At 70.2% G+C, this 16,345-nt stretch carries 20 protein-coding genes and 1 pseudogene; 10 read left to right on the top strand and 11 right to left on the bottom strand.

Annotated elements, in window-relative coordinates; all coding sequences use genetic code 11:
• Positions 1 to 123 precede the first annotated feature (123 nt).
• Positions 124 to 1,314 carry an acyl-CoA dehydrogenase family protein gene (locus ACFWZH_RS07605; protein WP_384426710.1) on the top strand — a complete coding sequence of 397 codons (1,191 nt, stop codon included), beginning with the start codon at positions 124 to 126 and terminating at the stop codon, positions 1,312 to 1,314.
• Between the two features lie 53 nt (positions 1,315 to 1,367).
• Here the strand turns inward: ACFWZH_RS07605 and ACFWZH_RS07600 are convergent, their stop codons facing one another.
• On the bottom strand, positions 1,368 to 2,447 hold the full coding sequence (locus tag ACFWZH_RS07600; RefSeq protein ID WP_384426708.1) for a sugar ABC transporter permease: 1,080 nt from the start codon (positions 2,445 to 2,447) through the stop codon (positions 1,368 to 1,370).
• A complete protein-coding gene (locus tag ACFWZH_RS07595; RefSeq protein ID WP_384426706.1) occupies positions 2,444 to 3,574 on the bottom strand; it encodes an MFS transporter in 1,131 nt (376 codons plus the stop codon). The genes ACFWZH_RS07600 and ACFWZH_RS07595 overlap by 4 nt, the downstream gene beginning before the upstream one ends.
• Positions 3,575 to 4,044: 470 nt before the next feature.
• Between ACFWZH_RS07595 and ACFWZH_RS07590 the strand changes: the two genes are divergently transcribed.
• Genes ACFWZH_RS07590 through ACFWZH_RS07580 form a run of 3 tightly spaced genes read left to right on the top strand, consistent with a single transcriptional unit; the run spans position 4,045 to position 6,486 of the window.
• A complete protein-coding gene (locus tag ACFWZH_RS07590; protein WP_384426704.1) occupies positions 4,045 to 5,061 on the top strand; it encodes a hypothetical protein in 1,017 nt (338 codons plus the stop codon).
• Between the two features lie 19 nt (positions 5,062 to 5,080).
• Positions 5,081 to 5,710, top strand: a complete 630-nt coding sequence (locus tag ACFWZH_RS07585; RefSeq protein WP_384426702.1) for an ATP-binding cassette domain-containing protein — start codon at positions 5,081 to 5,083, stop codon at positions 5,708 to 5,710.
• Entirely contained in the window at positions 5,707 to 6,486 is a 780-nt protein-coding gene (locus ACFWZH_RS07580) for an ABC transporter permease (protein WP_384426700.1), read from the top strand. Before ACFWZH_RS07585 ends, ACFWZH_RS07580 begins: the two co-directional genes overlap by 4 nt.
• A 140-nt stretch (positions 6,487 to 6,626) precedes the next feature.
• Here ACFWZH_RS07580 and ACFWZH_RS07575 read toward each other — a convergent pair whose 3' ends face one another.
• Both ACFWZH_RS07575 and ACFWZH_RS07570 read right to left on the bottom strand, forming a co-directional pair.
• A complete protein-coding gene (locus tag ACFWZH_RS07575; protein ID WP_384426698.1) occupies positions 6,627 to 7,040 on the bottom strand; it encodes an acyl-CoA thioesterase in 414 nt (137 codons plus the stop codon).
• A complete protein-coding gene (locus ACFWZH_RS07570) occupies positions 6,935 to 7,420 on the bottom strand; it encodes a winged helix-turn-helix transcriptional regulator (protein ID WP_384426697.1) in 486 nt (161 codons plus the stop codon). The genes ACFWZH_RS07575 and ACFWZH_RS07570 overlap by 106 nt, the downstream gene beginning before the upstream one ends.
• Positions 7,421 to 7,505: 85 nt before the next feature.
• Here ACFWZH_RS07570 and ACFWZH_RS07565 point away from each other — a divergent pair, with 85 nt between their 5' ends.
• Positions 7,506 to 8,294, top strand: a complete 789-nt coding sequence (locus ACFWZH_RS07565; protein WP_384426695.1) for an ATP nucleotide 3'-pyrophosphokinase — start codon at positions 7,506 to 7,508, stop codon at positions 8,292 to 8,294.
• Positions 8,295 to 8,417: 123 nt separating this feature from the next.
• On the opposite strand, the gene ACFWZH_RS07560 is transcribed toward ACFWZH_RS07565, so the two are convergent.
• Positions 8,418 to 8,990, bottom strand: a complete 573-nt coding sequence (locus tag ACFWZH_RS07560; protein ID WP_384426693.1) for a TetR/AcrR family transcriptional regulator — start codon at positions 8,988 to 8,990, stop codon at positions 8,418 to 8,420.
• Positions 8,991 to 9,098: 108 nt separating this feature from the next.
• Between ACFWZH_RS07560 and ACFWZH_RS07555 the strand changes: the two genes are divergently transcribed.
• Positions 9,099 to 9,386: a putative quinol monooxygenase gene (locus ACFWZH_RS07555; protein WP_384426691.1), complete on the top strand. Its 288-nt coding sequence runs from the start codon at positions 9,099 to 9,101 to the stop codon at positions 9,384 to 9,386.
• Positions 9,387 to 9,496: 110 nt separating this feature from the next.
• Positions 9,497 to 9,892 (top strand): molybdopterin-binding protein, encoded by a 396-nt coding sequence (locus ACFWZH_RS07550; protein ID WP_384426690.1) that lies wholly within the window; start codon positions 9,497 to 9,499, stop codon positions 9,890 to 9,892.
• A gap of 13 nt (positions 9,893 to 9,905) precedes the next feature.
• Here the strand turns inward: ACFWZH_RS07550 and ACFWZH_RS07545 are convergent.
• Positions 9,906 to 10,037 (bottom strand): annotated as a pseudogene (locus tag ACFWZH_RS07545) (helix-turn-helix domain-containing protein); the annotation flags it as partial.
• Between ACFWZH_RS07545 and ACFWZH_RS07540 the strand changes: the two are divergent.
• A complete protein-coding gene (locus ACFWZH_RS07540) occupies positions 10,006 to 10,227 on the top strand; it encodes a hypothetical protein (RefSeq protein WP_384426688.1) in 222 nt (73 codons plus the stop codon). The pseudogene ACFWZH_RS07545 and the gene ACFWZH_RS07540 sit on opposite strands and share 32 nt — an antisense overlap.
• Positions 10,228 to 10,259: 32 nt before the next feature.
• On the opposite strand, the gene ACFWZH_RS07535 is transcribed toward ACFWZH_RS07540, so the two are convergent.
• The gene (locus ACFWZH_RS07535; RefSeq protein ID WP_384426686.1) at positions 10,260 to 10,967 is read right to left on the bottom strand and encodes a M24 family metallopeptidase; all 708 of its coding nucleotides are present in this window, start codon (positions 10,965 to 10,967) and stop codon (positions 10,260 to 10,262) included.
• Positions 10,968 to 11,259: 292 nt separating this feature from the next.
• Here ACFWZH_RS07535 and ACFWZH_RS07530 point away from each other — a divergent pair, with 292 nt between their 5' ends.
• Together ACFWZH_RS07530 and ACFWZH_RS07525 are read left to right on the top strand one after the other, a co-directional pair.
• Positions 11,260 to 12,036 (top strand): class I SAM-dependent methyltransferase, encoded by a 777-nt coding sequence (locus ACFWZH_RS07530; protein ID WP_384426684.1) that lies wholly within the window; start codon positions 11,260 to 11,262, stop codon positions 12,034 to 12,036.
• A gap of 19 nt (positions 12,037 to 12,055) precedes the next feature.
• Positions 12,056 to 12,769, top strand: coding sequence for a M24 family metallopeptidase (locus ACFWZH_RS07525; protein ID WP_384426682.1), 714 nt, complete (start codon positions 12,056 to 12,058; stop codon positions 12,767 to 12,769).
• Positions 12,770 to 12,809: 40 nt separating this feature from the next.
• Here the strand turns inward: ACFWZH_RS07525 and ACFWZH_RS07520 are convergent, their stop codons facing one another.
• From ACFWZH_RS07520 to ACFWZH_RS07505, 4 genes are all read right to left on the bottom strand, one after another.
• Positions 12,810 to 13,229 carry a molybdopterin-binding protein gene (locus ACFWZH_RS07520; protein ID WP_384426680.1) on the bottom strand — a complete coding sequence of 140 codons (420 nt, stop codon included), beginning with the start codon at positions 13,227 to 13,229 and terminating at the stop codon, positions 12,810 to 12,812.
• Between the two features lie 419 nt (positions 13,230 to 13,648).
• Positions 13,649 to 14,605: a phosphotransferase family protein gene (locus ACFWZH_RS07515; RefSeq protein ID WP_384426678.1), complete on the bottom strand. Its 957-nt coding sequence runs from the start codon at positions 14,603 to 14,605 to the stop codon at positions 13,649 to 13,651.
• Positions 14,606 to 14,791: 186 nt separating this feature from the next.
• Complete coding sequence (locus ACFWZH_RS07510; protein WP_384426676.1) at positions 14,792 to 15,610, bottom strand: tyrosinase family protein; 819 nt, start codon at positions 15,608 to 15,610, stop codon at positions 14,792 to 14,794.
• Positions 15,611 to 15,650: 40 nt separating this feature from the next.
• Positions 15,651 to 16,133, bottom strand: a complete 483-nt coding sequence (locus tag ACFWZH_RS07505) for a tyrosinase family oxidase copper chaperone (protein WP_384426674.1) — start codon at positions 16,131 to 16,133, stop codon at positions 15,651 to 15,653.
• Between the last annotated feature and the right edge of the window lie 212 nt (positions 16,134 to 16,345).

The following is a 16,345-nucleotide window of genomic DNA, read 5'->3' as shown; positions in this document are numbered from 1 at the left end:
CGGCGGCCGGCGCATGGGAATGTGCGGAAGGCGGGAACCCGGGAGCGCGCGTATCCGACCAGTTCCACGAACAGACAGTCGGACTGTCATCCGCACGGGTTCCCGGCAGACTGGAGAAAAGTGGTGGAGAGTCGTGGTCACGCGGTGGCCGACCCTGGTGAAGAGGCGTGCGACAGCGCCGAGTTGACGGAGCGGGTGACGGATTTCGTACGTCGGCGGGTGATGCCGTGCGAACCCGTACTGGACGCCGGGGGCCCCGCTGCCGCGGCCACCCTGCGCGAACTGCGCGACCAGGCCAAGGAGAACGGCCTGTGGGCCATGCCGTTGCCCGTCGAGCTGGGCGGCCAGGGCCTCCCCCTGCGGCACTACGCCCGGCTGGCCGAGGCCGAGGGAGCCAGCGACCACGGCCCGGCCGCACTGGGCTCCGCTCCCCTGCTGGACGTCACGATGCTCCAACGCCACGGCAGCACACGGGTACGTGACCACTACCTCAAGCGGCTGGTCTCCGGAGAGCTCCGCACCTGCTACGCGATGACCGAACCCGATGTCCCGGGCACCGACCCCTTCCTGACCGGCACCCGCGCCGTCCGGGAGACGGACGGAAGCTGGACCCTCACCGGCCGCAAATGGTTCACCTCCAGTGCCGCGGACGCCGATCTCGTCACCGTCCTCGCCCGCACCGACGGCAACACCTCCGATCGCGAGGGGCTCTCCCTCCTCCTCGTCCCCACCGAATCCCCCGGCTTCCGCCTCGTCCGCGAACTTCCCGTGCTCGGCGCCGGCGGCCAGTGGGAGATCGCACTGGACCAGGTCACCGTCCCGGACGACCACCTGCTCGGCGAGCGCGGCCAGGCCCTCACCATCGCCCGCGAACGGCTCCAACTGGGCCGCACCCTGCGCTGTCTGCGCTGGCTCGGCCAGGCGCAGCGGGCCTTCGACCTGATGTGCGCGCGTGCCAACTCCCGTACGGGCTCCCGCGGTCCGCTCGCGCGCCACCAACTGGTGCAGCAGCATGTCTTCGAATCGCTGCTCGCCCTGCGCACCACCCGACCGCTGGTCCACGAAGCGGTGGGCCGCCTCGCCTCCGGTGTCGACGCACACATCGAAGTGGGGCTGGCCAAAGTGGCCGCTGCCCGCCTGCTCCAACAGGTCGCGGACGCTGCCGTCCAGGTCCACGGTGCGGCCGGTCTCGGTCCCGACACCCCGCTGCCCGCGCTCCTTCGTACCGGCCGCGCCGCCCGGATCCTCGACGGCCCGGACGAGCTGCACATCACCTCCGTCGCGCGCCGGGTGCTGCGCGACTACCCGGCGTAGCTCCCCAGCACGCGCCATCGGCCCGGGGCGGCGCGCTCGGCACGAGTCCCGGCCTACACCTGCCGAATGTCGACCAGCCCGGTGTGCGCGGCGAGCCCCAGCGCGAGGAAGAAATCGCCCCACACCAGTTCGTGTCGTGGGGCGGTTCCCCGTACGGCGTCGTAGCAGCCGTCCAGCAGCATGCCGGCCGGACGGGTCTCGCCGGGCGCGGTGACGTGCGCGGTGACGAGGCGGTGCAGGATCGCGACGGCGCGGGCGGCGTACTCGGCCGCCCGCCGCCCCGGGAGGCGTGCGAGCTTCAGCAGCGCGACCGCCGTGATGGCGGCGGCCGAGGTGTCCGGCGGCCCGTCGGGCCGTGCGGCGTCGGCCGGCGGAACCAGGCGCCCGGAGGCCTCCGCCGGCAGGTCGGCCAGCTGTGCCGCCACGGCCTCCAGGCGAGCCGGCGGCCACGCCGCCGCGACGTCGCCGCGGTGCAGCGCATCAGCCACGGCGAGCAGGAGCCATGCACGTCCACGGGTCCAGCCGGACGGCGGATCCTCGCAAGGCTGCCAGCCACCGTGCGCATCGAAGCGCCAAGAAGGGACGAACGCCCCTTCTCTCAGGCAGAGTTCGAGGTTCCGACGCAGATGGGAGGCGGCCGCCTCGACGCCTTCCGATCCCGCCTCGGCGAGCAGCGGCACCATGCCGGGCACACCGTCCACCCTGGTCAGCAGCCGCGGCCCGCCGAACGCCGACCCCCAGGGCACCAGGCCGAGTTCGCGGTCCAGCGCGGTCAGGCAGGCCCGTGCGGCACGGCTGCGCAAGGCGGCGGCATCGGTGTCACCGTCGGCCAAGGCGGTCCCGTACCAGAGGATCAGCCCACGGGTTGCGGTGTCGGCAGCCGCCCACTCCTCCAGTCGCCCGGCCCACGCGGCGGCCGCGGCCCGGTCGGCTCTCCTGCCGGTGTGCCCGGCCCGCAGCCACAGCAGCCCGGCCCAGAATCCACCGGTCCACGCACCGCGCCGGGTGGTCGTCCATCGACCGCTCTCCGGATCGGCGAACAGCGGGAAACGGTCGCCGACTTCGGCTGCGGTGCCGGCGACCCGGTCGAGCACGTCCGACAGCGCGCGTTCGGCCCACTCTCCGGCCGTCATGCCGCACTCGCCGCCGTACGCTGCCGACGCTCCCGCCGCACCCATACGAACGCCACCGCGCCGGCCGCCGCGAACTCCCCTGCGACCAGCAGCCAGCCGGGCCCGTAGTGGCCGGCTTCCGCGAACACGCCGAAGACCGGTGGCCCCACGGCGAAACCGGCGAAGAACCCGGCCGACACGAGCGCCGAGTCCTGACCTGCTCGGCCCGGGACGGCGCGCTGCATGACCAGCACCATGGAGACGGCGTTCCCGGACACGGCGAACACCCCCACCGCCACGGCCGCCGGCCAGACCAGCGGATGCACGAGCAACGCCCCCGCCAGCAACAACGCCGCGCCGACCGCGCCGACCGCGAGCCACCCCGGAAGCCGTTCGGCGCGTCCTGGCGTGGCCGCCTTCGACCAGCCCACCCGGCCGACGATGCCGGCCACGCCCAGCACCGCCACGAGAGCCCCGGCGGCGGTGGGCCCCATTCCGAGCTCCCGAGCCCCGAACAGCGCCAAGTAGGTGTTGACGGAGGCGGTTCCGCAGCCCAGCAGCAGGGAGAACGCCGCCAGCCAGGCGATGGCCCCGCGCGGCAGCAGTGACGGGCGCGCCCCCGCCCCCTTCGCCGGAGGATCGGCCGGCAGCGTACGCAGAGCGCAGAGGGCGGCCACCACGGCCGCGGCCGCTGCCGTCCACACCGCCCACCGCCAGCCGACACCTGCGGCCAGCGCCGCCAGAGGCAGCCCGGCCGCGAACGCACCCAGCTGCACACCCGACTGCTTCATCCCGGTCACCGAGCCCCGTGCGGCAGGCGGCACAGCGGCCAGAATCGTCTTGTTGGTCGCCGGATTGGCCAGCGCCTGGGGCAGTCCGCCCACCGCGACCGCCGCGAGGAGAAACCCGGCCCCGGGCGCCGCCCCGATCAGCCCGAGCGCCGCGGCGGACACGAGCAACAGCGCAACGAGCGCACGTCGCGGCCCGATCCGGTCCACGATCCGGCCGCTCGACGGCGACAGTACGGCCGCCGCACCGAAGCCGATCGTCGTCGTCAGGCCCAACTCCGTGGCGGATACGCCCAGTTCGTCCACCAAGCGGGGGCCGAGCGCACCAAGCAGGAAGAGCTGCAGCATCGAGAAGGCCATGGCACATGTGAGCAGTGCCGTCAGCCCTGCCTTCGCTCCCGCTGCCGGCACCCCCGCAACCACCCGTTCTCCACTCAACGGCGTCTCCGTTCCCCGCGGTCGGATGACCTTCGCCGGATGCCCTTCGCAGGACGCTCTGCGCCGAAGGTTCTCCGTCGAAGGTTCTCGGTCGAAGGTTCTCGGTCGAAGGTTCTTCGCGTCACGCCAGCAGTCGGCCGAGGGGGCACCGGAGTTCCCCGCAGAGGCTGTGATGCACGTCACGCACACTCAGTGCGGCGCCCGACTCCGGAACCTTGCGCTTGACGCTCGGCACTCGGCGAACGCGGCCTCCCTCGGCACCTCAGGCGCCATAGCGGCGACACCCCGCGATGACGGTCGTCTTTACGGCTTTACCGGTTACCTCGTGAGCTGGTCATCGTTGGTCAGGCCGGCCGTCTGGCCCGTCGACGAAGCACCTGAAGGAGAGCAGCGTGACCGCTGGGGACCCGACTCGTCCGGACGGCTTGGTAGTGGATCTTCCGCTGGGAGGGACGATCCTCCCCCTGGACCGGGTCAACCCCCAGCACGCACACCTGCGCGAGCAACATGACCAGTGGTTCGCCGATCGGCTGCTCGGACGGCGACGCGAGAAGGTGCTGGACCGGATCAAGCGACACGACATGATCGGACTCGCCACGCGGGCGGCCCCCTCCGCGGACACCGACTATCTCCTGGATGCCGCCCTGTTCACCACGACCGGATTCATCGTGGACGACGTACTGGAGGATCCGGACACCTCGCCGCTTCTGATCGATGCCTACCTGGCCGTCGCCGACGAGTCCGATATGGCGGTCGAGTCGGATGACCTGCGTCTGTGGGCGGACTCGCTCACACTGGCAAGAGCACACCTCACACCAGGGCAGAAGGCCCGTCACCGCCGAGGGCTCTCCGACTGGGTGAAATGCCATGCGGGAAGGGGCCGGCAGCTGGAGCACACACGGGATCTCACGTCCTATCTGGATTTCCGCCGCACGGACTCCGGCTTCGACTTCCTCACAGTGGGGGTGGAGCGCAGTATCGGTGTCGATCTGGAACAGGCGGCGCACTCGCCGGAACTGGAGCGCCTTCACACCGCGTGTCTGGCACATGGAACGCTGGTCAACGACCTGTTCTCCTATCGCAAAGAACGCGACGAGCCGGTGCCCATGAACGCCGTTCACGTGTTGCGGCGCACCGACGGCCGCACCCTGCAGAGCGCCGTGGACGAACTCTGCGGGCTGATCCGCCAAGCCGAGCTCGATGTCGACCGACTCCTGCGGGCCTGGAAGGACGCAGACGATGCGCAAGCGCTGTATGCCTACGCGCACGCCTGGTGGGAGCTTCTGGGCGGTCATCTGCGCTGGACGTTGGAGAGCGAGCGGTACCACGGGCGCGGCCATGTGTGGGACGGAACGGTTCCCACCGCGATGGTGCTCTACTCGGACCGCACCGTTCTTCTGTCGGCGTGAGGGACGGACGGGCCGACCGATGCAGCTCGTGGACAGCGCCACGCTGGAGGTTCGGGGGCTGCACCATGCCTACGGGCGTCGCGCGGTCCTGCGCGGCGTCGACCTGACCGTACGGTCGGGCGCGCTGGTCGGCATCGTGGGCGAGAACGGTACCGGCAAGTCCACCCTGCTGAAGATCCTTTCAGGCGAGCTGCGTCCGCGGCACGGCAGTGTCCGCCGCGAGGGCCGCTTCGGGTACTGCCCGCAGGACGTCGTGCTCAACGACGCACTGACCGTCCGCCAGCACCTGGAGTACTTCCGAGCGGCCTTCGCCCTGCCCGACCTGCGATACGCCCACGAGATCATGGAGGTGCTGAGCTTCGCCGAGTACGCCGACCAGCGCGCCGGGCTGCTCAGCGGCGGAACGCGACAGAAGCTGAACCTCACCCTCGCGCTCCTGCACGACCCCCGGCTGCTGCTCCTGGACGAGCCCTACCAGGGCTTCGACTGGGAGACCTACCAGCGCTTCTGGCATCTCGCAGCCCGGCTCCGAGATGCCGGCCGGTCCGTCCTGGTCGTCTCCCACCTGGCCTACGACGCCGAACGCCTCGACGAACTGTGGCGTCTGGAGGACGGTGTGCTGCGCTCCGTCAGCGAGGCACCCGCATGAGACGACAGCTGACCCTGTTCGCCACGGCCACCAGGTACAACCTCGTCGAACACGCCCGCAACCGCTTCGCCATGCTCCTCGTGGTCCTGTACATCCCCACCTGGGTCACGCTCTGCTACGCGAACATCCCCGGCACGCCGACCCCGTACCGGCTCCGGGACACCGGCCGCATGCTGTCACCCCCGGGCAACGAACTCACCCAGATCTCCGGCGCCATCAACGCCGTCACCCTGATCACCGGATTCATGATGTTCGCCGCCACCTTCGCCGGCGGACGCTTCGACCGCCGCCTCGCCATGGCCGGCTACCCCCGTACGCACCTCGCGCTCGCCAAAATCACCGCACTGACCCTGGCCTCCGCCACCATCGCCGCCTACACCACCGCCGTCATGTGGCCCGCCTGGCCCTCGCGCCAGCCGATCCTCCTCGCCACCGTGCTCTTCGGCGACGCCATGACCTACGGCGCGCTCGGCGTCGTCTTCGGCTCTCTCTTCCGCCGGGAGGTGGAGGGCATGTTCGCGATGCTCATGACCAGCGTCATCGACATCGCGCTGCAAAGCCCTCTCGCGAACTCCGGTGTCGACAGCACCTTCGTCCGCTTCCTCCCATCGTGGAGCGCCATGCAGGCCGCCGTCACCGCGGGCTTTTCCCACGACTCCGTTTCCGCCTACCTCGCGGTCCAACTCGCCTGGTTCACCACCACCGCCCTCCTCGCCCTCCTCGCGTTCCACCACCGCACCCGCAACGCCCTGCCCAGCGGGACGAACGACGCCTGATGCGGGCCCGGGCCGGCAAGGGGCGGGCAGCGGTGGTGGCGCGACTCCGCGGCGGACGCTGCGCTTGGCGCAGCGACCGGTTGCGTGAACTTCCAGCGGTGGTCGCCGAGTTGTGAAGCGCGGGCCGCTGTGCGGTCCTCCTACCCTGCTGAGGTGTAAGGCTGGAGGGCCGCGCGAACCCGGGTGGGCATCTCCATCTTGCTGTGCGTCGCGGCATCGACGAACACGTGGCGCACTTCGCCTTCTGCGATGAGCCGTTCACCGGCCTTGAACACCGGCCGCACGATCATGCTCGTCGTGCCGAGATGGGTGATCGGCATCTCGATGTCGAGCAGCTCGTCGAAGCGCGCTCCCTGGCGGTAGACAATGCGCGTTTCTGCCACGACCAGGTCGGCTCCATCCTCGACCGTGGACGCGTAGTCCCCGATGACTTCTCGCCACAGCTCGGTCAAGGCGACGTCGTAGTAGAAGAGGTAGTGACCGTTGAACACCACGCCTTGCTGGTCACACTCGCTGTAACGCACTCGCAAGCGGTGCGTGAATAACTTGGCCATGGCGCGATCATAGTTACCTCCCGCGCCGATGCCCGAGGCGGCGAGCGATCGCCCCAGTGGGGTGAGCGCGTATTCGACGCGCGGGGCACTTCGGCGTAGGCCGTCCGCGTGACCAGTCCGTCGCGGGTCAGCGCGCGGAGCCTCCGGCTCAGCATCCGCTGGGACACCCCGGCGATCCGCTCGTGCAGGGTCGTGAAGCGCAGTGGTGGTCCGTCAGCGAGCGTGGTGATGACCAGGACGGTCCACTTGTCTCCCGTCCGCACGAGAGGGGTTGACCCCCGAGAGGCAACCCGGGGCCAGAGCGTCGCGCCAGGCGAGGCCCCTCCACCAGCCGGGGTGAATAACGGCGCAATCAGGACACTCTGCGTCGGACGAGGCATAACTGCACCCCGAAAAAGCCAGGATCCCTTCCGGATCACGTGGCAGTCGTATGGGTGCCGTGTCTAGGAAGGAACGCCGCAGACGATGAGGATCACAGGCAAGGTGTCCCGGGCCGTCACCGCGCTGGCCCTGAGCGCCATTGTGGGGCTGGGCCTGGCGAACGCGGCGCAGGCCACGTCGGCGCAGGACAGCACGGTCCACCCCAGCGCCCGGTCGGCCACCGAGGACGGAGGCTGGCAGGGTGAGGGCGGACTGTCGCTGAGCCCGGCGGACAACGCGCGCGTGGACGCCTATCTGGAGCAGGCCAAGAAGGCGGAGCGGTCCATCAGCCCGCAGGTGCGGGCGGCCGCGGCACTCAGCGACGCCGAGGTCATCGGCTTCGACCGCCGCCTGAAGTCCCCCGATTCACTCAAGCGCAAGGTCGCCACCTCGATGAAGGAGAACCCGGGCCAGAACGTCGGCGAGGCCCTGGCGAGGATCAGCGACTCGGTGCGCTACACCCTTCAGTGGCCCGACCACCGCTACAGCGTCGGGGTCACCATCGCCGCACACACCCTGGCGGCCTGGGGCAACGACAGCTCCAAGTGGACGAACCGCTGGACCACCGCGAAGGGCTACAAGGGGCTCAACACCGGCTGGCGCGCACCGCGTTCCGGACATCCGTTCGAGATCCAGTTCCACACGCCGACGAGCAAGTGGGCACAGGAGGAGACGCACAAGCTGTACGAGGAGCAGCGGCTGCCCACCACCACACCCGAGCGCGCCAAGGAACTCCAGGAACAGCAGGACGCGATCTTCGCGATGGTTCCCGTCCCGCCGGGTGCCGACCGTCTGACCGCTCCGCGCGTACCCGCTACCGCCTCACGTCGTTGATCCGCCCGCCCGGCACCGGGCCTTGAAGAAGGACGGCCTCGCGCAAGCGGGGCCGTCTCCATTTGGCCGGCACATCATGAGCAACCCGGCGATGTCGGCGAGTTGCCAGGGGCGGGGGAGGGATCACGTGCCAGGGCCGCCCTGCGGGACGTCGAGGATGATGTCGGCGGCGCGGGCGATGACCGGGGCGCGGGTGCGGCCGGGGTGGTCGGCGGCGAGGAAGTGGCTGCCGATGGCCGTGCAGAAGGCGAGCAGGGCGCGGGCCTCGACCTCGTCGGGGTCGGTGCAGAAGGTACCGATCGCGTCGCGGGCCAGCTGCATGCGCTTGTTGTCCACCCGGCGCAGGCGGTCGGCGACGGCCTGGTCGCGGCGGGCCCACTCGCGGATGGCCAGGTCGATGGGGAGCAGGCGGTCGCTGGAGAAGGTGAGCTGTCCGGCCAGGCGGACCTTGTCCCGCGCGTCACCGCCCTCCCGCTCGACCCGGTCCACCACGTCGTCCACGCTCTCGCGCTCCCAGACGTCCAGCATCTCGGTCAGCAGTGCGTCGCGGTCGGCGAAGTAGCCGTAGAAGCCCCCCTTGGTCACCCCCAGCGTCTTGGCGAGCGCCTCGACCCGCACCGCGTCCACTCCGCCCGCGGCCAGCGCCCGAAGCCCCTCCTCGACCCACTTCTCGCGCGGTGTGCGCAATGCGCCCATGTGTGGCCCACCTCACCCAGTTCACCCGGTCCGACCCGTTGTACGGCTTCGTACAACAGGTCTAGCCTCGCCTTGTACGGCATCGTATAACCCGAGAAGGGACACGTCATGTCATTCGGTTTCGTTGCCTTCCACTACCCGGCCGCCGAGCACGTCGAGGAGTTCGTCGGCGAGTGCCACAAGGTCGCCGAGGCGACGCGGCGGCAGCCGGGCTTCCTGTCCGTCGGGGTCTGGGTCACGCCGGACGGCGAGGCCGTCGTCACCACCGGCACGTTCGAGTCCGAGGAGGCGTTCCGGGCGGCGGCCGAGGTCGGCCGCGAGATGGGCGCGACGCCCGACGGCCTGAGCGAGCTGGAGGTCAGGCCTCGTGAGGTCCACTTCCTCGTGTCGCGCTGACGATCTGGGTGGGGCCAACTCCCCGTTGGGATCGGGGCTTTGATGCCACGTGCCGCCATGTACGCCCATGTTCCGGCGGGCAGGCGCCGGGCCTTGGCTAGAGTGCGAGGGTGCCGTCGTACAGCATTGGGCAGGCAGCGGGGCTGCTGGGCGTGAGTTCGGAGACCGTTCGTCGGTGGGCGGACGGCGGACGGCTGCGCATGGACCGGGACGGTTCGGGGAACCGGGCGATCGACGGGGTGAGCCTGGCGGGCTTCGCCAAGGAGCGGGCCGCGGGGCTGCATCCGGTGCCGGACGCGGTGTCCACCTCCGTGCGCAACTCGTTCGCCGGGATCGTCACCGCCGTGCACGTCGACGAGGTGGCCGCACGGGTGGAAGTGCAGTCCGGTCCGCATCGGCTGGTGTCGTTGGTCACCCGGGAAGCCGTCGAGGAACTCGGCATCGCGGTCGGAGTCACCGTCACGGCCAGGGTGAAGTCGACCAACGTCCACATCGACCGCGACTGACCGGCCGGACGACTCAGCGGCAGAGCAGCGCGGCGCGCAGGTCGAGCTTGTCGTCGAGGCGGGAGAGGTCGCGGCCGGTGAGGGCTTCGATGCGCTGGATGCGGTAGTGGACGGTGTTCACGTGCAGATGGAGGGCCTCGGCGGTCCAGCACGCCAGCCTCGAAGCCCACGGCTGCGTCGCCTACTTCGAGCCCAAGGAGGACGGCACGGGTGAACGGCTGACGGTCTGCTCCTCCACCCACCCCGACCTGCCCGTCACCCGGGACCGTGTCTGGCTCGCGCTCGACCGCCACGCTCGTGCCTCGGTCGCCGAGGGGCCGGCGCTTGGTGGCTGAAGCTGGAAGATGCTCCCGACTGTCGACGGAGGTCAGGCGAGGTCCAGGAGTTGCTCGTAGAAGCCGCCGAAGCCCCGTTGCCGGTCCACCAGATGGAGTTCGAGGATCCAGTGGCAGGTGCGCCCGGCACGGTCGGTGCGGCGCAGCGGGTTGTCGTTCTCGGGGGTGATGTAGGACTCGGACTTGGCCCCGTCGTTGGTCTCGTGGGGGAACTCGCCGACGAGGTGGCCGGCGTGCCAGATGCCGATGGTCCAGCCGGCCTCGGCGGCGAGGCGCTCGACCTCGGCGTGCAGTTGTCGGCCGGTGACGGCGGGGTCGGCGGCGAAGAAGGCGCGGCCGGCGTCGAAGATGCGGGGCAGGTCCTGGAGCAGGCGGTGCTTGTGCGGGTCGTCGCCGAAGACGTAGGTGCGGCCGAAGTCCGCCTCGTACTCCTCGAAGACGGGGCCGAAGTCGGCGAAGGCGATGTCGTCGGGGCCGATGATCCGGTCCGGCGGGTTGTCCCGGTACGGCCGGAGGGTGTTGGGGCCGGAGCGGATGATGCGCTTGTGCCAGTGCTTGGTGGTGCCGAACATCTCGTTGGCCAGGTCGCGGATCAGGTCGCTGGCCTCGCGCTCGCCCCGGCCGGGCACCACCAGCCCGCGCGCCTCCGCCTCGGCGAACAGCTCGACGGCCTTCTGCTGGGCCGCTACCAGCCCCTCGACCCGCCGGTCCTCCGGCACGCCCGTCGTCCCTCCTGTCACGAAGCCCTCCCTCGGCGGCGGGCGCACGGCCCGGTGCGGCTCGACGACCTGCGGATGTACATCGTCGCTACCTCCAACATCCTCTTCACAAATGCGGCGGCTTTTGGGGAAAGACCCAAGCAATTGCCAGGAGATTGTCGAACCCCAGCCGCAGATGCAGGATAGATCGTGTCGTGCCGCGGAGGAGTCCGGTCGGAGCACCCCCATCCCTTCCCCGCGCTCCTACCGGCACAACCGACGGCGTGCGGGGATCCGTTCCCCTGTTCCTGCTCACGAGGCGAGGTAGGCCCCCATGACCACACGCACCCAGGACGGCAGCGCCGGCGACGTCGACTACGGCACCTTCGGCTCCGGTTACTCCTCCTACCGCCGGCCGGACGAGCGGATCGCCCGGTGCATCGCCGAGGCCCTGGGCGACGCCCGGACCGTCCTCAACGTCGGCGCCGGCGCCGGCTCGTACGAGAGCGCGGCGCGTACGGTGACGGCCGTCGAGCCGTCGGAGTCGATGCGCGCCCAGCGGCCCGCGCAGCTCGCCCGGGCCATCGACGCCGTCGCCGAGGAGCTGCCGTTCGCCGACGGCGAGTTCGACGCGGCCATGACGCTGTTCAGCGTCCACCAGTGGTCCGACGTCCGGGCCGGTCTGCGCGAGATGCGGCGCGTGACCCGCGGACCCGTGGTCATGCTGACCTGCGACCCCGCCCTGGTCCGGGACTTCTGGCTGTACCGGTACGCACCCGAGGTCCTCGACACCGAGGCCCGCCGCTACCCGAGCGTCGAGGAACTGGCCGCCGCGCTCGGGGGCACCAGCACCGTCCGGACCGTGCCCATCCCGCTGGACTGCACCGACGGGTTCAACGAGGCGTACTACGGGCGCCCCGAGATGCTGCTCGACCCGGCTGCTCGCCAGGCGTGTTCGGCCTGGAGCTTCGTCGACGACCGCGTCCGCGAACACTTCGACCGGACCCTGCGCCACGACCTGGACTCCGGTGCCTGGGACGAAGCATTCGGCCATCTGCGCATGCGGCCGACGTACGAAGGGTCGCTCGTCATCGTGCGCGCGACCCCGTAACAGGAAGAGGGAGAGCACGATGGCGGTACCCGACCGGATGGACGAACGGCTCCGTACCCTGGGGCTGGTGGAGACACAGCGGATGGCGCAGACCCTGTTCGCCGAAGTCACCACCCGCGGCCTGATCGCACCAGGTCGTAGGGAACGCGAGGCGGGCGACCGGATCGGGGAACTGGCACGGGAAGTGTGCGGTCCGGTCGCGTGCCCGCCCCGGCGGGTCGTCCGAGCGGGCCCGCACTCCGTGCTGCCCTACGGCCAGGAGCCGCCGGTGGACCGGGAGATCGGCGCGGACGACATCGTGGTCGTCGATCTCGGGCCGTTGCTCCCCGGGTACGAGACGGGCTTCGCCCGTACGATCGTCCTCGGCGAGGACCCGGACAAGCACCGGCTCCGCGCGGACCTGCCGAAGATGTTCGCCCAGGCCCGCGAGGCGTTCCACGTGGACCGGGCCGTGACCGGTCGGCAGCTGCACGCCGAGGTCCAGGCCCTGGCCGCCAAGGCGGGCTGGACTCCGGCCGGATGGTATGCCGGGCACCTGGCCGGAGCGGCACCGGCCGCGCACGCCCAGGATGCCCGGGCCGACTCCTACATCGGTCCGGACAACGCCCTGCCCCTGCGCCGCATCGACGAGGGCGGGTGGCGGGCCCACTGGGTCCTGGAGATCCACTTGGTCGACGAACACCAGGGCTTCGGCGGCTCGTACAAGGAACTCCTCGACCTGGCGGAGGCGTGAGGCCGGCCGCCGGATGCGGCGAGCCCGATCAGCGCCGGGCTCAGGCGGCGGCGAGGGAGACCTCGGTCGACTTCATCAGCGCGACGACGGAGGTCCCGGTGGCCAGGCCCAGTGCCTCGACGGCATCCTTGGTGATCGCGGCGGTCAACTCGCCCCCCTCGACGGAGACCTTGACCGAGCCCATGGCGCCACCGGTCGAGACGTCGGTGACGGTGCCCGCGAGCTGGTTGCGGATGGAGATGCCCTCGACGGGGCCGGTCGCAAGGGCGACCTCGGTGGACTTCACCAGCACCTTGACGGCGGAACCCGCGACCAGCCCCAGGTCCTTGACGGCGTCGGTGGTGATCGCGGCGGTGATGTCCTGCCCGCCGGCCAAGCGCACCTTCACCGACGCCATGGCCTCACCAGCAGTGACCGCGGTGACGGTGCCGGGGATCTGGTTACGGATGGACAGGCTCATCGAAAACACGCCTCACAAAGTCGGAATCGAAACAGCAAGCACTTCTGTGACCTGAGTCATAGCCGACAGTACCGGATGAAAAATCACCCTCGGAGCGCTCCTCTCGCATTCGCCAGCCAAATGGCCGCAATCTCCTGGCGCATTCCAGGAAGGGCCCAAGTAGTCGGATACCGAGGACTGGACAGCCTTCTGACCTGGGCGCTTCCTCCCAGCGACTGGGCTGACCCCATGTCGTCCGCCGAGACGGAAGAATTGCAGATGAGGGGCAGCGGGCGCTTTGGTGCCGGCAAATGCAGGGCCTTTCGCGTTCGTGACCTGATGCCGGGCGACTGGTTCCACGACGATCGCTGACCAGAACTCGGTTCTGGCTCGGGGCAACGGCGGTTCGCCGTTGTGTCCGCGCCCCGGGTCGCCTCGGCTCAGCCCAGCGCGTCCATCAGGGTGGTGACGTAGGCATCCAGCCGCTCCTCCACGGCTCGCGTCGTCAGTTCTGCCCTCCCTGCCTCCCGCCATGACTGCGCCACCCATTGCACTTCTTCCGAGAACGCCAGCGGGTCGCGCACTTGCCAGTACAGGCGCTCGCTCACGACGGAGGCCAGCTCTCCGCCGGCCTCCTCGTACGCCTCGGCGAACCGCAGACCCCACGCCGGGCCGTGCAGCAGCGCGAGATTGGTGGAGCAGTGCGCGACGTCGAGGTCCGCCGGGCCCCAGGAGGTCTGTACCCAGTCGACGACGCCGGCGATCCGGGGACCTGCCGGGCTCGGGGACACCACGTCGTCGAACAGCACATTGCCGGGATGGAAATCCCGGTGCAGGAATCGCCCTTCATAGGGCGGCGCGGGCCCGCGGATCACATCGATCGCCGCGGCCCATGCCGCCGCGTCGGCACCCCTCGGAGTCACGACGGTGTCGGCGGTCGTCAACGCCACGTACTCCCGGGGCCGCTCGGCGGGGCGCAACGCGTGGATCGCCACGAGTTGACGGGCCAGCAGAGGGACGCGCGTGTCCAATCCCTCATCGCCGAGGACCGTCCGGCCCGCCAGATGTGTCATCAGGAGCGACGGATACTCGCAATGTGCGGCGGTCGCATCCACCGCGACCAGTCCGGGAGCCGGCACGCCGGTCTCCGTGAGCAGGGTCAGGGTGCCGGCTTCCCTGTTCAGCCAGTCCTCGGCGTGCTCCACGTCGACGAAGGTCCGCAGCACCAGGTCACGGGTGCCTCCGTCCCGTCCGCCGATGGTCAGCCGCCGCATTTCGGCGGTGATGCCGCCGTGCAGCGCAACGGTCCTGACGATCCGTTCGCCGACCTCCAGGTGCCGGTTCACCCAAGCCAGTGTCAACGGTCGGACAGTCGCCGCCTCATCGTGGTCGGTCACCGTGCCACCCCATCATCCGGACGACGGCCCGCGCAAAGACCTCGGCACCACCACCTGCCACTGACCGAGCACGCCTGAGCACGACGTGGGGCTGTCCGAGGCGTCACCTCGGGCAGCCCCACCCTCCGTGTGGAACGGTGCGCGCCCCGGGATCCCCGGGATCAGCTCGGGATGGTCATGCACCTGTCATGCATAGGTGTAGAACCTGGTGTGGTCCAGCATGTCCGCCGGTGTGACGTCGTTCCAAGGCTTCATCGTGTTGTGGAGGCCGACGACGTCGGGGGTGTCGCCGGTCGGCAGATAGCCCGACTTGGGGTGCTTGCGCTGCCAGTCGGCCCAGAGCTTGTCGATGAAACAGTGGTGCAGCCAGAAGACCGGGTCGTTGGGCGAGGCTCCGGTCGTCATCTGGCCACCGACCCAGACGTGCACCCGATTGTGCAGGTTGGGACCGCGCCAGCCCTCGATGTTGTTGCGGAAGCCGTCGGAGGAGCTGTTCCAGGGGGCGGTGTCGTAGACGTTCAGGGCGAGCACCCGGTCGACTTCGGCGCGGGTCGGCAGTTCGCGGACCCCGGTACCCAGGGAGCGGCGCAGGAACGTCCGGCCGTCGACCCGTATGTTCATCGGCCAGTTGCCGCTGCCGAAGGCGAACGGGCCCGACGTCACCCGGCCGTCACCGCTCCGGCCGTCACCGCCGAGGAAGTCGTCGGCCCACAGCGAGCTGCGCGGCGAGCGGTCGACGGTCCAGTCCCAGTAGGGCAGCATGACCGACGGTGTGATGCTCTGGAGGGCTGCTTCGAACTGGAGCAGGAACCTGCGGTGCCAGGGAAGGAATGACGGTGACCGGTGGCCGGTGCGCTCTCCGTTGTCGGTGTCACCGATGATGAAGGCGTTGTGGGTGCTGATGAACTCGTCGTAGCGGCCGGTGCGCTTCAGCTCCAGCACCGCGTCAACGAAGTCCCGCTTCTCGGTGGCGGTGAGGTCCGCCTGGTTCTTCCGGACTGCCATGTCGAGGACTCCTCGGTGGGGGGACGGTCAGGGTCGGGCCTCAGCCGGTGACGACGGGGACCAGGTCGGCGCCCTGGAGTGCACGGACGCCGGCGCGCGCCAAGGCACGTGGCGTGGTGAACGTCTCGTAGTGGTTGACCAGGCTGATCCAGGTGCCGTCCGCGTTGCGCATCACATGCAGGTCGTCGTTGTCGATGCGGACGACGAAGTCCATGCCCTCGTGCGGGCCGGCCTGGCCGGAGCGGTGCTCCGCCCGGCTTCCATGGCTTGGGTGACCTCCGTCGTGTGCGCCTCCTTCCTCTGCCGGCCAGCCCTCTATGTGGCGGCCCTGGTACATCTCGTCGAAGGGTTCCGGCATTTCGTGGCCGGCGGAGCGCACGGTTCCTGGCCCGTGTCCATGGCCGTGGCCGTCGGCGGGGCGGGCGGCGGGGGTGTCGGCGAGGGCGGCCGGTGCGGTGAGCGCCGCTCCGGCCAGGGCCGCGGCGCTGCCGTACAGCACCTGGCGTCGGGTGGGACGCGACATGTTCCACTCCTCTGTTCGTTCGGCTTCCCCTCCGGGGCAGAACGCGGAGGGTCGGTGAAGCCGGCGGGCCGGAGGTCGGCCCGCGCCGCCACATGCTGGCAGGGACGAACGGATCATCAAGTCGCGCCGTCTGAACGAGACAACACCTGGGCGGAGGTGCAGGATTCAACGGCGGAGATCGTGCTCCTGCCCCCGTCACGCGTCTGTGCGGA

Source organism: Streptomyces sp. NPDC059008 (assembly GCF_042749045.1).
Lineage (GTDB): Bacteria > Actinomycetota > Actinomycetes > Streptomycetales > Streptomycetaceae > Streptomyces.
The sequence above is the reverse complement of the archived record's forward strand: the minus strand, read 5'-3'. Positions and strand labels throughout refer to the sequence as shown.

What these genes read in the sequence shown, in the direction of transcription:
- ACFWZH_RS07600 (WP_384426708.1), bottom strand. Translation starts at nt 2,447, where the DNA reads ATGACGGCCGGAGAGTGGGCCGAACGCGCGCTGTCGGACGTGCTCGAC.
- ACFWZH_RS07595 (WP_384426706.1), bottom strand. Translation starts at nt 3,574, where the DNA reads ATGGCCTTCTCGATGCTGCAGCTCTTCCTGCTTGGTGCGCTCGGCCCC.
- ACFWZH_RS07585 (WP_384426702.1), top strand. Translation starts at nt 5,081, where the DNA reads ATGCAGCTCGTGGACAGCGCCACGCTGGAGGTTCGGGGGCTGCACCAT.
- ACFWZH_RS07580 (WP_384426700.1), top strand. Translation starts at nt 5,707, where the DNA reads ATGAGACGACAGCTGACCCTGTTCGCCACGGCCACCAGGTACAACCTC.
- ACFWZH_RS07575 (WP_384426698.1), bottom strand. Translation starts at nt 7,040, where the DNA reads ATGGCCAAGTTATTCACGCACCGCTTGCGAGTGCGTTACAGCGAGTGT.
- ACFWZH_RS07570 (WP_384426697.1), bottom strand. Translation starts at nt 7,420, where the DNA reads ATGCCTCGTCCGACGCAGAGTGTCCTGATTGCGCCGTTATTCACCCCG.
- ACFWZH_RS07565 (WP_384426695.1), top strand. Translation starts at nt 7,506, where the DNA reads ATGAGGATCACAGGCAAGGTGTCCCGGGCCGTCACCGCGCTGGCCCTG.
- ACFWZH_RS07560 (WP_384426693.1), bottom strand. Translation starts at nt 8,990, where the DNA reads ATGGGCGCATTGCGCACACCGCGCGAGAAGTGGGTCGAGGAGGGGCTT.
- ACFWZH_RS07555 (WP_384426691.1), top strand. Translation starts at nt 9,099, where the DNA reads ATGTCATTCGGTTTCGTTGCCTTCCACTACCCGGCCGCCGAGCACGTC.
- ACFWZH_RS07530 (WP_384426684.1), top strand. Translation starts at nt 11,260, where the DNA reads ATGACCACACGCACCCAGGACGGCAGCGCCGGCGACGTCGACTACGGC.
- ACFWZH_RS07525 (WP_384426682.1), top strand. Translation starts at nt 12,056, where the DNA reads ATGGCGGTACCCGACCGGATGGACGAACGGCTCCGTACCCTGGGGCTG.
- ACFWZH_RS07520 (WP_384426680.1), bottom strand. Translation starts at nt 13,229, where the DNA reads ATGAGCCTGTCCATCCGTAACCAGATCCCCGGCACCGTCACCGCGGTC.
- ACFWZH_RS07510 (WP_384426676.1), bottom strand. Translation starts at nt 15,610, where the DNA reads ATGGCAGTCCGGAAGAACCAGGCGGACCTCACCGCCACCGAGAAGCGG.
- ACFWZH_RS07505 (WP_384426674.1), bottom strand. Translation starts at nt 16,133, where the DNA reads ATGTCGCGTCCCACCCGACGCCAGGTGCTGTACGGCAGCGCCGCGGCC.